Here is a 13191-nt window from a genome sequence, read left to right on the forward strand (position 1 = left end):
CAAGATCTGTCGTCAAAGCGGGCTGATGTCGTTTTCTGCTTCAGGGTCTACAAATGGGACGGGAGTCAGCCAGACTTGCCTGAAGGAATCATAGTGTCAGATTCCTATTTTGACTGGACGAAATATTTGCACATACGCAAGAAATAACATGACGGGAAAATTTTTGCGGCCGGAGAATTTTACCCTCTGACCGCAATTTTTTCTGACTGCTACATCTTTTCGAGAGCCTTCACCGCAAGGCCAACAGCGTCCCCCCTCGTAATATCGCCTTCAGGGAGCGCGAAATCTTCCCCGGTCAATTCCTTCACACGCGCCGTGATATTCGCTCTGTCGTCAGCCGTCATAATGTCATCGGCACCGAACCGCCCTTTGTCTTTTCCCTCTGAGATTCTTTTTGCGACTTCGGGATTATCGAGTGAAAATGTTATGTCATAGCCGACATCATACGACACCATATCGGGATAACCTTTCGGGGAAAGCAGCCTGTAAAGGTTAGCGAGCTGAATATCAGCGTAGTGCCTGCTTCCCGGCTGAACGTCAGAATACATGCACAGCGAGAGATTCACGCCCGACTTCAGAAGCGCGGACTGTACATGAATGGCCTTCACGCTGCGGGGCTGTATGTTCTTCTTCACAGCAACTGCCGCCAATGCTCCCGCCGCCTGTCCCGTCATCATGGTAATAGGCTGAAGCCTCAAAGCACCCGAAACAAGCCGGGACATCGATAAATTTTTCTCCGCGAAAATAAGCCCGTCAACATTCCGCGAAATCAAAATATTCATAGGCACCTGAAAATTTCCGTGCGGCCTGTGCTGTTCGATGTGTATCTGCTTTTCGCCCAAGTCTGACTCCATGTCCGCGTCAATGTCTGTGTGATGAAGATCGAGATGATAGCAGCCGATTGCTATTGCGTCTTGAAACTCGTGATTATTCCCGCCGTCCTTGTAGCTTAATGAGTTCTCGAAAAGCTCGCGTGAAGTCAGCGTATTCTCAGCGACTCCCCTGCGGGACTCCCTGACGTAAGGCACAGGAGGAAGATGACGCGCTATAACCTGCCACTCCTCCGGGAGAGACTTTGCGGCCTCTTGAAGTTCGCCGTATTCGTTCTCGTCAACTGACCATGACTCGCCCAGTTCGTTCTGAATGTAGTAAATGAAGTGTAATGTCTTGATTAATGCGTCGCGTTCGAGTCGTGAGCGCAAATTTCTGTCCTCAAGATATGAGACCGGGAGGCCGTAAAATTCGCCGAGTTTCTGCTGACCGGGGAAATCATTGCCCCAGTTGACCGAGCATTTTGTGATGTTCGGCCAGTTCACCGGGTTAGCGTCAAAATTTCCGGGCGCGAATGAGTCAGGAAGCCCCCTGTAAACATTGTGAGTTATGAAATCCACAGGGAGCTTTACGGGATATTGCCCTTTGAACGTGAAGCCGTCTTTTGTTACGTAATTCTCGTAGTTGACTCTGGCCGCGTCGTAGCCGGGAAGGGGTGATTTCGGCCTGAGATGATCCGGGACTCCGCCGGGGTATTTTCGGATTACGGCTGTCCATGTGATGTCCTGAATCATAGCGCGGGGATTTATGGCGGGTGTGATGGAATTTCCCGCTCTGTAGTCTGCGCCTGCGAGGGGAAGAATGTCGCCGTATTCTGTCGCGTCAATGATAATCTTGCAGGTGATATTCTTCATGCCCTGCGGCGTTCTGATGATTGCGCTGTTGACACGGGGAAGCCCGCTGAGGTCGTTTCCGCTGACGGAGATAACCTGCTCTTTTCCGACTGCGACAATTTCGGAGTTATATATGATGTCGGGAGCGTCCTCGCCGCGTGCCATTTCCTGAAGTATTCTGCGCCCTATGTGAGGCTCAAAGGCTAAATTTCTCGGATCCCAGTAGCTTGTTCCGATGGATTTTCCGCGAGCCGAATAATATTCCTCAACGCGTGAAATGAAGTCGGCGTAAATTCCGCTCTGCTGTGCTGAAAGGTCATCCATGTTCGAGACTCCCGCCGCTATCGCCTGCCCGCCTAACATCCCGGACGGCTCAACTACAAGAACATCGGTTCCCATTGAGGCCGCCTGAATTGCCGCGGAGATTCCTCCCGTGCCTGCTCCGGCTATGATTATGTCGTAGTTGTCTTTGAGGTCAAGCGCGTTTGCCGGTGAAAGAGTGAGCGAGAATATCAGAATGAGAAAGGTTAATCGCTTCATGAAATTGTCCTCCTGTTTGTGATTTACGCCATGGATTTTATCAGAAACGCAAGAATAATATCTCACGGCTTCCCGGTAAAGCGGCTCTTTCTCCCGGTGCCGTCAGTGCCAAATTTCTTGTCAAGCGCGTAATCGTCCCCCGGCCGGGAAAAATATCCGTCTCTCACCGTCTCAGGCTCTCCCATCGTTAGCAGTTCGCCCGCTTTCACGAACGTATAGCCGTCAGCCTCAAGAATATTCACGGTCTCGCGCAATAAATTCACCGTTCCTTTAGGGACTAAGTTCGCGTGAAAAAGGAGAATGCTCCCCGGCTTTGTCATGGCCGCGACTTTTTTCGCGTTACGTTTTGCCCGCCTCATGTCGGAATTGTCGCCTGACTCGGCGGCTACATCCCATTGAATCACACGGAGGCCAAGCCCCGCGATTACCTTCAATGCCCGTTGATTATTCCTGCCGTAGGGAAGCCTGAAGAGTGTCGGCACAACGGGAATATCATCAACGCCGGACTCCTCGCGCAGTAATTCGTACTGAGCCTGAGTCCAAAGAATTTGAGCCTTCAAGCCTTCCTCCGACAATAACGCGCAGTTTCCGTGACTCCAGTTGTGATTGCCTATCTCGAATAATTTTCCCTCCTTCATGATTTCTTTCACACGCCGGGAATGAGTCCTCATCCATTTTCCGCCCATGAAGAGAGTCGCGGGGATTCCTTTCTCGCGCAGGAAGCCCAATGCGGCCATGTCGCACCCTGCTGTTGACGTGTCAAGCTCGCACATGTCGAACGTAATCGCAACAGCCTTCACGCCTTCAGGGAGTCTCACGCGGCGTATGACTCCCTCGTCATGACTCAGCTGTGATAATTCGTGCATGGGCGATAATCTTTCGGGGGGGTTGCTGTTGTTCGGAACTGCCCGGCGGAAATCGGCACTTGTGATTCTCCAGTCATCATTTGCTGAAGCTGTTACAGTCATCAGGCACAGGGACAATAATATTAACGCTCTCTTCATTTCGGGAATGCCTCCTTTGAAGTATAATCATTCTCAATCACAATCCATAATAATTTACACGAGGTGAAGACATTATGCCAATGCCCGGTGCTCAGGAAATAAGGAAGCCATTGCTTGAGGCGTTCAGGGGGGAGGCTCCCCGGTCTTTCGTAATCGGTGAAATCCTTGAGCTTATTGCGGAGTATTTCAGCATAAATCTTAACGACCTTTCATCGAGCGACAAAAGTATACTCAGGAGCGGAATCAACGAGGCAATATCAGACCTAAAGAGACATAAATATATCTATAACCCTTCAGGAAGCACCTACATGATAACGAATGCCGGAAGAGAAATTCTTGAAGACAACCCCGGAATTATCACCGATGAATATCTGAAAGCGCACAGGAAAAAGCCAATAACAAAGGCTGTTGAAGCCCCTGAAATTATGCCGTCTTCTGTTAATGCGCCTGATATGCCCGGAGATTTGCCGCTGCCTGTTCTTGACACCGATACGGAGATTATGCCCGCTGTTGACGCTGACACAGCCCCGGAAGAATTGCCTGCTGTTGACGCTGATACACTCCCGGAAGAATTACCCGCCGTTGACCCTGATACACTCCCGGAGGATTCGCCCGCCGTTGACCCTGATACACTCCCGGAAGAATTGCCTGCTGTTGACCCTGACACACTCCCGGAGGAATTGCCCCCTGTTGACCCTGACACACTCCCGGAGGATTTACCTGCTGTTGACGCTGAGACAGTCCCGGAGGAATTGCCCCCTGTTGACCCTGACACACTCCCGGAGGATTCGCCTGCTGTTGAGCCTGAGACACTCCCGGAAGAATTGCCTGCCGTTGACCCTGACACACTCCCGGAAGAATTGCCCGCTGTTGACGCTGATACACTCAGGGAGGAATTGCCCGCTGTTGACGCTGATACACTCCCGGAGGAATTGCCTGCCGTTGACCCTGACACACTCCCGGAAGATTCGCCTGCTGTTGAACCTGATACAGTCCCGGAAGATTTACCTGCTGTTGAACCTGATACAGTCCCGGAGGAATTGCCCCCCGTTGAACCTGATACAGTCCCGGAAGATTCGCCCGTTATCGATACGCCCGAACCTGAAGCGAATATTGAGACATGGCCGGAACAGTCCCAAGAAACAGAAGAACATACCCCGGACATTATGCCTGATGAGCCGGAAGAAATTTTAGACACGGAAGAAGTGCAGACTGACACAATGCCAGAAGATTTATTATCACCAGTACCAGAAGAAGCACACGATGATATTGCCCTCACTGAAACAGAGACAGCACCAGCCCCGGAGCCTGAGCCGGAAGAATCCCCGTATGACCCCGGACTAATTGCCGCGGCCATGTCATCAGACAGCATTGACGACGTTATAGCCCGCCACAATTCCGAGCTTGCAGAAAGCCTCCTCATGAAAGTAGCCGGACTCCCGTCAGACCGTTTCGAGATGCTTGTGATTGACCTGCTGTCGAAAATGGGATATTTCGCCTTCCAGACAGCACGCTACACCACAGAGTCAGCCGGAAGCGACCTCATTCACGGCGTAATCCTCGACAACAAGACCGGCGCGAACATCTACATACAGGCCCGCAAGCTCTCACCTGGAAGGACTGTAGGGAAAGCCGACATTCAGGAATTTATTGACGAGCTTTCAGACAAGGGCGGGAAGGGAATTTTTGCCACAACCGCTAATTTCTCCGAGAACGCCAAAATCCTGGCCAATGACGAAAGACTCATGCTCATTGACGGTAACCGCCTCGCGAATCTCATGATAGCTAACAATTTCTGCGTGAATATCGAGAAAGTCTACGAGATTAAAGCCATTGACGCGGAGTCATTCAGCGAATACGAATGAGAATATATCTGCTCACTATGGGCTGTGCGAAAAACACCGCCGACTCCGAACACCTGAAGGCCGTCCTAGAATCTTGCGGCCATTCCGTAACAGATGACATTGATTCCTCAGAGTGCGCGGTCATCAACACATGCGGATTCATTCAAGACGCTGTGAAGGAAAACATTGACGCGATATTAGACCTTGAAGCCCTCAAGAATGACGGAAAGATTAAGACTCTCATTGTGGCTGGGTGTCTCGTCAACCGCTACGAGAAAGAATTACGGCAGGAATTTTCCGGAACTGTTGACTTTTTCGCCCGCTCTGAAGAGTGGAGCAAGATTGCTGAATTTCTCGGAGGCCGGGCAGAATCGAACTGTCCCCCCGTGCCTGTCAGCAAGAATTATTACTCCCGTTACCTGAAAATCTCCGAGGGCTGCAATACTTTGTGTTCATACTGCGCTATACCGATGATACGCGGAAGGTTACGCAGTGTACCGTTGGAGCGCGTTGTTGATGAGGCTGTAATTATGTGCGCGGCAGGTGCTAGGGAACTTTGCCTTGTCGGGCAGGATTTGACGGTTTACGGGCAGGATTTTGCTTACGGGACTAACTTGCAGACACTAATACGCGCCCTGAATGACGCTGTTCCGGCGGGGACATGGATACGGTTACTGTACCTTCACCCTAACAGAGTCAGCGAGGCATTAATTGATTTCCTCATGACACAGGACAAAGTATTACACTATCTCGACATACCCATTCAGCACTCAGACCCGCGAATATTATCCCTCATGAATCGGCCATGCCCTGAAGGACACATGCACAGGATTTTCACGTATATACGCGAGCTTGATCCGTTATTTTCCCTCCGCACAACAATAATGACGGGCTTCCCCGGTGAGACGGCTGAAAGTTTTGGCGGACTGATGGACTTTGTGAGCGAGATTGAGTTTGACCGACTCGGAGCGTTCATATATTCCCCTGAAGAAGGCACAAAGGCCGCGAGTTTTCCCGGAAGAGTCCCAAAGAAGACCGCTGAGTCCCGTTATAACAGGCTAATGAATCTTCAGGCGGAAATCTCACAGGAGCGCGGGGAATTATTCATAGGGCAAAAACTTGATGTGATGATTGAGGAAATCGACACTGAGTCGGGCGAAATCTGGGGAAGGTCATACCGCGATGCGCCGGAAGTTGACGGACTCGTTTGCGCTGAGGGCGTGAGGGGCGTTAAGGCAGGAGATATTATCCGTGCGGAAATTCACGACTGCGCGGATAATGATTTATTCGGGAAGGTGATATAAATGCTTACGATAAATTTATCGGGAAGGATTGACGCGGAAAACGCCGGAATCGCTGAGAAAGAAATTTCTTCACAGCTCGCGAAATTTCCGGGTGAGACTCCCATTTTTGACGCTCAGAATCTCAGCTACATATCAAGCGCGGGCCTCCGTACTCTTCTGAAGTTCCGCAAACTTTTCGGCGTGAAACTCAGCGTGATTAATGCCTCCGATGATGTCTATAACATTTTCGAGGTTACCGGCTTCACCGAGCTGTTCAGCGTCCGCAAAAAGCTCCGCGAAATTTCCGTTGAAGGCTGTCCCGTGATAGGCGAGGGACATTTTTCCGTAGTCTACAGGCTTGACTCTGATACAGTCGCAAAAGTGTTCAGCAAATTTCCGACAACGCTTGACGCAATCGAGGCCGGGCAGAAGTCAGCGCGTGAGGCATTCATACGCGGCATTCCCACGGCGATAACATACGATGTTGTGAGGGCGGGCGAATATTACGGAGCTGTCTACGAAATGGCCGGGGCTGAGACGTTAGCGGAGGCAGTCAGAAAGAATCCCTCACGGCTTGACGAACTCAGCGAGAAGGCCGGAAGAGTCCTGCGTGAGATTCACCGCGCTGAATTTGAGCCGGGGACTTTCCCTGACGCTGTAGAAATTTGGCGGAATGCTGCTGAAACTATCTACGAGCATGAAGCAATTTCCCTCGCTGAACGGGATATGCTCAACGCGATTTTTGACCGCATACCAGTCCGCAACACGTTCATACACAACGACTATCACCCGAAAAATATTATGCTTCAGGGCGATGAGTTAATGCTGATTGACATTGCCGAGTCCGCGCTGGGTTACCCTGCGGTTGATTTTGCCTCGCTGTATTTCCTAGCGGTTGACGTTGCGCCCATGATGAAACGCGCAGGAATATCTTTGACGGACATAATCGGACTCCCTGATGACATGGCTATGGGATTCTGGAACGGAGTCCTGCGGGGGTATTTCGGGACAGATGATGACGCTAAACTTCAGGAATACACGCGGGCTTTCGGGGATTATTCCGTGATACGGGCGGTTACGTCTATGGCAAGGCGCGTTAATGAGCCTAATTTTGCACGGGTAAAAATGGGAATGTCTCCTTTCATTGAGAGGATACCGAAAGTTTTTGACAGCCTCAAGCCGATAGAAGGGATTTGATATTATGAGCATGAAAAATTATCCGTGGTATGTATGGATTGCGAGCGTTTTCGGGCTGGGCTTCATTCCGTCAGGTATGCCCGGCACTGTCAGTTCTGCGTTTGCCTGCGCCGTGAGAGTTTTTGCTGACGTTCCTTTGTGGGCAATAATCGCAGTCTCAGCAATAGGAGTCTACGTTACGGGGAAATCAGAGACATACTTCAACAAGAAAGATCCGAGCTTCCTGAATATCGATGAGCTTCCCGGAATGTGGCTGACTATATACGCACTTCCGCAGGGCTTCATCATACCGGGCTTTTTCCTTTTCCGGCTGATAGACATTCTCAAGCCCTGGCCGGTCTGCGCGATGGAGAAACTTCCGGGGGGCTGGGGAATAATGGCGGATGACATTCTCGGCGGCATTCTCGGAAACGTAATACTTCAGGGCTTCAACGCATATTTTTACCATGCGGGATGGATTTATGCGCTCATAAATTAGTACTGCCCTAAAAATTTCGTGATATAATCTGACCAGTTAGCACCCTTTCTTTTGGGGAGAGGGTGTTTTTTTGTTTGACAGATCACCCCTCCTCTGTTGTAAAATATCCGAAAATCATTATAGGAGGCGGGTTTTCATGGACGCACAAGTAGGAAATGAAATCGAAAGAATCATGACGGAACTCAAAAATGACGCACCCGACTTAGTGGGGATAGGTTATGCCGGAGGAATACTCGCCGGGGGAATGGCTGCGGGAGTCGGAGTTCTTGGAGTTCTTGCTGCTGCTCCCCTTGCGCTGGTGGGGTGGGGCGGTTATGCTCTCGCAAAGAAACGCAAAAAAGCTCGTATGCTGTCCGCTCTGAACGTTGCAATCGAGAAACTCTACGCTATACAGGAACGACTCAAGGATAACGCAGAACATTTCCGAGAAGAATTAGGAGCGTTGACTTCACTTGTTGAGAAACTGAAAACGAAAAGAAGCCAGATTTAATGTTCAGCAAACAAATCAAGGCCGTGAAACATATTCAGAACATGGCCGGAGAAACTGAAGCTATACATGATGAAATTGACAGGGGCATCGAGGACTTGAAGAGGTCTTTGATGTCCCTTGATGCATTTGATGAGGGAGAATATCAATCAGCCTTAGAGCATGAGAGAAATATTCCGCGCAAAGCAATACCGCTCGAAAGAAAATCATTCACCGAAATTTCACGCGAGGCAGAACAGAGCATACAGCATAACGTAACACTAAATGACATTCTCACACGCGAAGACAAAGAAGAAGTGAACGCACGAATCGCCCGACATATTGAGGAGTTCAACAGGGAGTATTCTCTTGATGGATGGGATTATGCGATTGCAGGCACTTGCGGACTTGTCGCGGGAATGCTTGATATTTTGTGCGTGAAATCCCCCGTAAGATCTACAGCAACGAATTTCAACACACCTCTTGACGGCATATTTAACCGTGCTGTTCAGGAAGCCTTCAACAGAATATTGCCCCCCGATTTGAGTCATAAACTGAGTGAAAGTTTCAGGATTGGTTCAGCTGATACAAGCATGAAGGGAAGACTCTCATCATTTTCCGGCAAGTTAAGCCCCTATAATCACCGCTTGAAGGAACTATCACATGACCCCATACTCGGCTTTTTCTTTGGAGTCTATGACATGATGAATAATTCCTGCACAATCATAGACAACGGAAAAATTACAACGTATAAATCTCTACAGCCCAATGATTTTGGGGAAAATATATTTTACGCTGTAGGGAGAATATTCGGTCATCTTGCGTCAGACATTAACGCCCCGTCAGCATCAGGCAACAGGGGAATGGGACTTCCTGCTCCGTTCATGGGATTACTGTCAATGCTACGAGGGGTAAATATCAATGGTGAAAGTGTCGGGTCAAACATTGAGTATATGTACCTCAGCGGCTATGACATGAGGCAATTCACAGTCTCATCTGTACCAGTGGCAATAATGGAGATTCTTTTGCGTGCCTTATGGGTGATTAAGGGAGTGAGCATTGAAGGTAAAAATTTCTGGCAGGCATTATCTCAGACATTGCCGGGGAAATTGCATAAGAAATTCCGTATCATGATGGCAGCTTCATACGGGGTATTATGCGCGTTTAACGCCGGAAAAATTTACGTAACGCACAATATACTTGATGTAAATTATGCTGCGTGGATGGGGTTAATCTGGAATGGATTTCACGCTCTGAAATGGGCATTGCTGGATAAACATTTCATGCTGTGGAAGAGTCTTGAGCGTAAAGAATTAGCACGTCTCGAAAATACAGTGAACGAACTCGATAAACTCGAACATGACGCAGAACTTCTGCCCATATAGCAAAACTCACAGCCCCATGTGCTAGAATCCTTCAATCCCAACAAAAAAGGAATTGAGACAATGAAAAGCGCGGTATTAGCGGCAATAGGCGATGAGTTATTGAGCGGTGCGAGGCTTGAGAGAAACGCTCACTTCATGGCCGGGAAGTTTCACGAAAAAGGGATAGAAGTTAAGCGCATAGAAATAATTTCGGACGAGGAAGACGAGATCATTTCCCTTCTGTCGCGCTGGGCCGGGAAAACTGACATCCTCATAATTTCCGGGGGACTAGGGCCGACTCATGACGACAAGACACGGCAGGCAGTCGCAAAATATTTACATTGCGGACTCAAAGCAGACGACTCAGCGTATGACCGTGTATTAGCCCGCGTGAAGGGAGATTCACGGCGTTACGCATACACCGAGAGCGTGAGAGACCCGCAGGCCATGATCCCAGAGTCAGCCGAGACAGTCTACAACCCCGCCGGATTCGCGCTGGGCATGAAGTTTACGCGGGACGGCACAAAGGTTATAGCCTTGCCGGGAGTCCCGTTTGAGTATGAAGCGATGATTCGGCAGGAACTTCCCGAAATTTTCACGCATGACGAAAAGCGCACGGCCTCAGTGATAATTCTTGACACTCCCGAAATGATGATAGCAGGAAAAATCCCGGAAGTCATAAATCATACTGGGCTTCACGTATCAATATTGCCTGCGTTCCCTCAAGTCGAGCTGATTATACGCGGTGAGCCTGACACAGTAGCATGGGCTGAAACTTTCACCCGCTCAAAATTTGAGGGACTCGTTCTGCCGGAAGGGTCTCGTTCTCTTGCTGACGGTGTATTGATTGAGGCGCGGAAAAAGGGCGTTCACATTGCCTGCGCTGAGTCGTGTACGGGCGGGCTTGTGGGAGGAGCATTAACGGAGATTGCCGGAAGCTCTGATGTGTTTTACGGGTCAGCGGTAACATACAGCAACGAGTCAAAGTGCGAAATTTTGTGTGTGAAAGCTGAGACCCTCGCGAAATTCGGGGCAGTCAGCGGTGAATGCGCGTGTGAGATGGCAGAGGGGGCGCGGAGGATTTACGGAGCAGATTACGCGGTGAGCATCACGGGAATCGCCGGGCCTGACGGAGGGACAGACTCCAAGCCTGTAGGGACTGTGTATTTTGGCGTGGCCGGGGGTAACGGGACTCGCTCTGAGATGAGACACCTGCCGGGAAAACGTGAGGAAGTAAGGATGAGGGCGGTACGTTTTGCGCTTTCTGAACTGTGGAAGGAAATCCGAAAATAATCCGCGTCAAAATGCTGTATACTTATCCGGCAAAATCTCACACAAGAAAATCAAAGGAGTGATTATCCTGGCGAAAGCAGCAAAGAAGACAGGCCAGTCAACCCGCGAGCAGGTGCTTGAGGACGCAATCGGCGACATTCGCGGCAAGTTCGGAGACGGCGCGATAATGAAACTCGGAGACACCGCAAAAAAATCCGTTGAGGTCATATCAAGCGGGGTGCTTCCTCTCGATGTAGCGTTAGGCATCGGCGGCTACCCTAAAGGCAGAATCGTGGAGATATTCGGCCCTGAAGGTTCGGGAAAAACTACTATAGCATTGTGCGCGGTTGCAGAGGCTCAGAAAGCGGGAGGGATTGCGGCGTTCATTGACGCGGAACACGCGCTTGACCCAAGACTCGCGAAAACTCTAGGCGTTGACATCGAAAATTTGTACCTTGCCCAGCCCGACAGCGGAGAGCAGGCACTCTACATTCTGGATCAGATGGTCAGAACCGGTGCGGTTGATGTTGTTGTTGTGGACTCTGTCGCGGCACTCACTCCGCAGGCTGAGATTGACGGCAGAATAGGCGAGAGCCAGATGGGACTTCAGGCGCGGTTAATGTCGTACTCACTCCGGCGGCTTGCCTCGATAATCGCGAAAACTAACTGCATTGTGATATTCATAAACCAGCTCAGAGCGTTAATATCGACAGGCTACGGGCAGGGGCCGACAGAGACAACTACAGGAGGGCGCGCACTGAAATTTTATGCCTCAGTCCGTCTTGAAGTCCGCAGAGGAAAGAAGCTCGAAAAAAGTGATGTTACTATTGGCCATGAGCTATATTTGAAGGTCGTCAAGAACAAACTTGCCCCCCCTTTCAGGACAGCACATGCGAGTCTGATTTACGGGAAGGGGATTCCTGTCGGTGTTGCTGTTGTCGACATGGCTATAGATTACGGGGTAATAGGCCGCAAAGGGTCATGGGTTACGTACAAGGGCGAGACACTCGGACAGGGAAAGGAAGCCGTAGCAAAATTCCTCGCTGAGAATCCCGCGCTGCAGGACGAAATAATGAAGGGCATAATGCTCAAAGCCGGAGAGGGAATCGGATTCATTCCAGAGGCCGGAGAAGTCATGCGTACAGATGACGATGACGCGGCGATGGCTGAGGAAAAGAAATCCCCAGAAGACCCCGCCGCTGAAGGCGATGATGCTATTCTTGACATTGCTGACGGAGAGTCAGACTCCGAAAACGAATAAGCGCACAAAAAGACCTCCCGCAAAACTCAAACGGGAGGCCGATTTTTTTTTCACACGTTACTTGCTGAGAGCTTCCCCGCGTTTCACGTCCTTCCCGAACTCGGCGAACTCGATTAGCTTTCCTTCCTCTACAGGCTCAGTGATGACTATCATTGTTTGAGGAGAATAGCCCGCATTTTTCAGAACGTCCAAATCAACGCGCACAACAGGCTCTCCCGCTTTAACGTCATCGCCTTCCTTCTTCAGCAAGGTGAAGCCCTGCCCCTTCAAGTTCACTGTGTCGACTCCAATGTGAATCAATAGCCCGGTTCCGTCCGGCATTCTCATTCCGAAAGCGTGAGCCGTCGGGAAAATCATCTCTATAGTTCCGTTGACGGGAGCGCAGATTACGCCGTCTGAAGGCTCAATTGCTACAGTCTGTCCCATTGTCTGCTGTGAAAACATTGCGTCTTTCATTTCGTCAGGCCCGATAAATTTTCCATTAGCAAGCGCGACAATCACATTATCCGGCACAGATGGAATCACTTCCGGCCCGTGTAATTCCTCATCGGGAATCTTTCCTTTTTTCGCCCAAATATCATAGAGGACGTTACACGCAACCCACGCGCCAACAAACGCAATCACGACTCCGCCTATTACAGCGTGGGCAAGATTCATCATCGTATAGCCGAGCGCGGCGAGACTGTACAATGAACTGTGTAAGAGGAAAATACACAGGAGGTAAGCATAATGGAAGAAGCTAGACAGGAAAAACTCAAGATTAGCAACGACTTGCTCGATGCCATGCTCGTAGGGGTCAAAACTCAAGACGATTTATG

Annotated in this window: 11 protein-coding genes; 8 read left to right on the forward strand and 3 right to left on the reverse strand. The window is 50.1% G+C overall.

Going from position 1 to position 13191, the window contains the following annotated elements; genetic code table 11:
• Nucleotides 1–209 precede the first annotated feature (209 nt).
• Entirely contained in the window at nt 210–2204 is a 1995-nt protein-coding gene (locus IKQ95_00230; protein MBR4195126.1) for an FAD-dependent oxidoreductase, read from the reverse strand.
• A 62-nt stretch (nt 2205–2266) separates the two neighbouring features.
• Nucleotides 2267–3208, reverse strand: a complete 942-nt coding sequence (locus IKQ95_00235; GenBank protein ID MBR4195127.1) for a polysaccharide deacetylase family protein — start codon at nt 3206–3208, stop codon at nt 2267–2269.
• Nucleotides 3209–3282: 74 nt separating this feature from the next.
• On the opposite strand from IKQ95_00235, the gene IKQ95_00240 reads away from it, so the two are divergent.
• The 8 genes from IKQ95_00240 to recA all read left to right on the forward strand — a co-directional run bounded on the left by IKQ95_00240 (nt 3283) and on the right by recA (nt 12373).
• Complete coding sequence (locus IKQ95_00240; GenBank protein MBR4195128.1) at nt 3283–5073, forward strand: restriction endonuclease; 1791 nt, start codon at nt 3283–3285, stop codon at nt 5071–5073.
• Nucleotides 5070–6356 carry a 30S ribosomal protein S12 methylthiotransferase RimO gene (gene rimO / locus IKQ95_00245; protein MBR4195129.1) on the forward strand — a complete coding sequence of 429 codons (1287 nt, stop codon included), beginning with the start codon at nt 5070–5072 and terminating at the stop codon, nt 6354–6356. Before IKQ95_00240 ends, rimO begins: the two co-directional genes overlap by 4 nt.
• A complete protein-coding gene (locus tag IKQ95_00250) occupies nt 6357–7532 on the forward strand; it encodes a phosphotransferase (GenBank protein MBR4195130.1) in 1176 nt (391 codons plus the stop codon).
• 4 nt (nt 7533–7536) lie between these two features.
• On the forward strand, nt 7537–8010 hold the full coding sequence (locus IKQ95_00255) for a phosphatidylglycerophosphatase A (protein ID MBR4195131.1): 474 nt from the start codon (nt 7537–7539) through the stop codon (nt 8008–8010).
• Between the two features lie 136 nt (nt 8011–8146).
• Nucleotides 8147–8500 carry a hypothetical protein gene (locus IKQ95_00260; protein ID MBR4195132.1) on the forward strand — a complete coding sequence of 118 codons (354 nt, stop codon included), beginning with the start codon at nt 8147–8149 and terminating at the stop codon, nt 8498–8500.
• On the forward strand, nt 8500–9861 hold the full coding sequence (locus tag IKQ95_00265) for a hypothetical protein (GenBank protein MBR4195133.1): 1362 nt from the start codon (nt 8500–8502) through the stop codon (nt 9859–9861). The genes IKQ95_00260 and IKQ95_00265 overlap by 1 nt, the downstream gene beginning before the upstream one ends.
• A 60-nt stretch (nt 9862–9921) precedes the next feature.
• Entirely contained in the window at nt 9922–11133 is a 1212-nt protein-coding gene (locus IKQ95_00270; protein MBR4195134.1) for a nicotinamide-nucleotide amidohydrolase family protein, read from the forward strand.
• A 67-nt stretch (nt 11134–11200) separates the two neighbouring features.
• A complete protein-coding gene (recA, locus tag IKQ95_00275; protein ID MBR4195135.1) occupies nt 11201–12373 on the forward strand; it encodes a recombinase RecA in 1173 nt (390 codons plus the stop codon).
• A 57-nt stretch (nt 12374–12430) separates the two neighbouring features.
• Here recA and IKQ95_00280 read toward each other — a convergent pair whose 3' ends face one another.
• The gene (locus tag IKQ95_00280; GenBank protein ID MBR4195136.1) at nt 12431–13180 is read right to left on the reverse strand and encodes a PTS glucose transporter subunit IIA; all 750 of its coding nucleotides are present in this window, start codon (nt 13178–13180) and stop codon (nt 12431–12433) included.
• Nucleotides 13181–13191: the final 11 nt, after the last annotated feature.

The organism is Synergistaceae bacterium, assembly GCA_017540085.1.
GTDB lineage: Bacteria > Synergistota > Synergistia > Synergistales > Aminobacteriaceae > JAFUXM01.

Bases quoted from the DNA above. Each gene is read 5' to 3' on its own strand.
- IKQ95_00230 (MBR4195126.1), bottom strand. From the start codon at position 2,204: ATGAAGCGATTAACCTTTCTCATTCTGATATTCTCGCTCACTCTTTCA.
- IKQ95_00235 (MBR4195127.1), bottom strand. From the start codon at position 3,208: ATGAAGAGAGCGTTAATATTATTGTCCCTGTGCCTGATGACTGTAACA.
- IKQ95_00240 (MBR4195128.1), top strand. From the start codon at position 3,283: ATGCCAATGCCCGGTGCTCAGGAAATAAGGAAGCCATTGCTTGAGGCG.
- rimO (MBR4195129.1), top strand. From the start codon at position 5,070: ATGAGAATATATCTGCTCACTATGGGCTGTGCGAAAAACACCGCCGAC.
- IKQ95_00250 (MBR4195130.1), top strand. From the start codon at position 6,357: ATGCTTACGATAAATTTATCGGGAAGGATTGACGCGGAAAACGCCGGA.
- IKQ95_00255 (MBR4195131.1), top strand. From the start codon at position 7,537: ATGAGCATGAAAAATTATCCGTGGTATGTATGGATTGCGAGCGTTTTC.
- IKQ95_00260 (MBR4195132.1), top strand. From the start codon at position 8,147: ATGGACGCACAAGTAGGAAATGAAATCGAAAGAATCATGACGGAACTC.
- IKQ95_00265 (MBR4195133.1), top strand. From the start codon at position 8,500: ATGTTCAGCAAACAAATCAAGGCCGTGAAACATATTCAGAACATGGCC.
- IKQ95_00270 (MBR4195134.1), top strand. From the start codon at position 9,922: ATGAAAAGCGCGGTATTAGCGGCAATAGGCGATGAGTTATTGAGCGGT.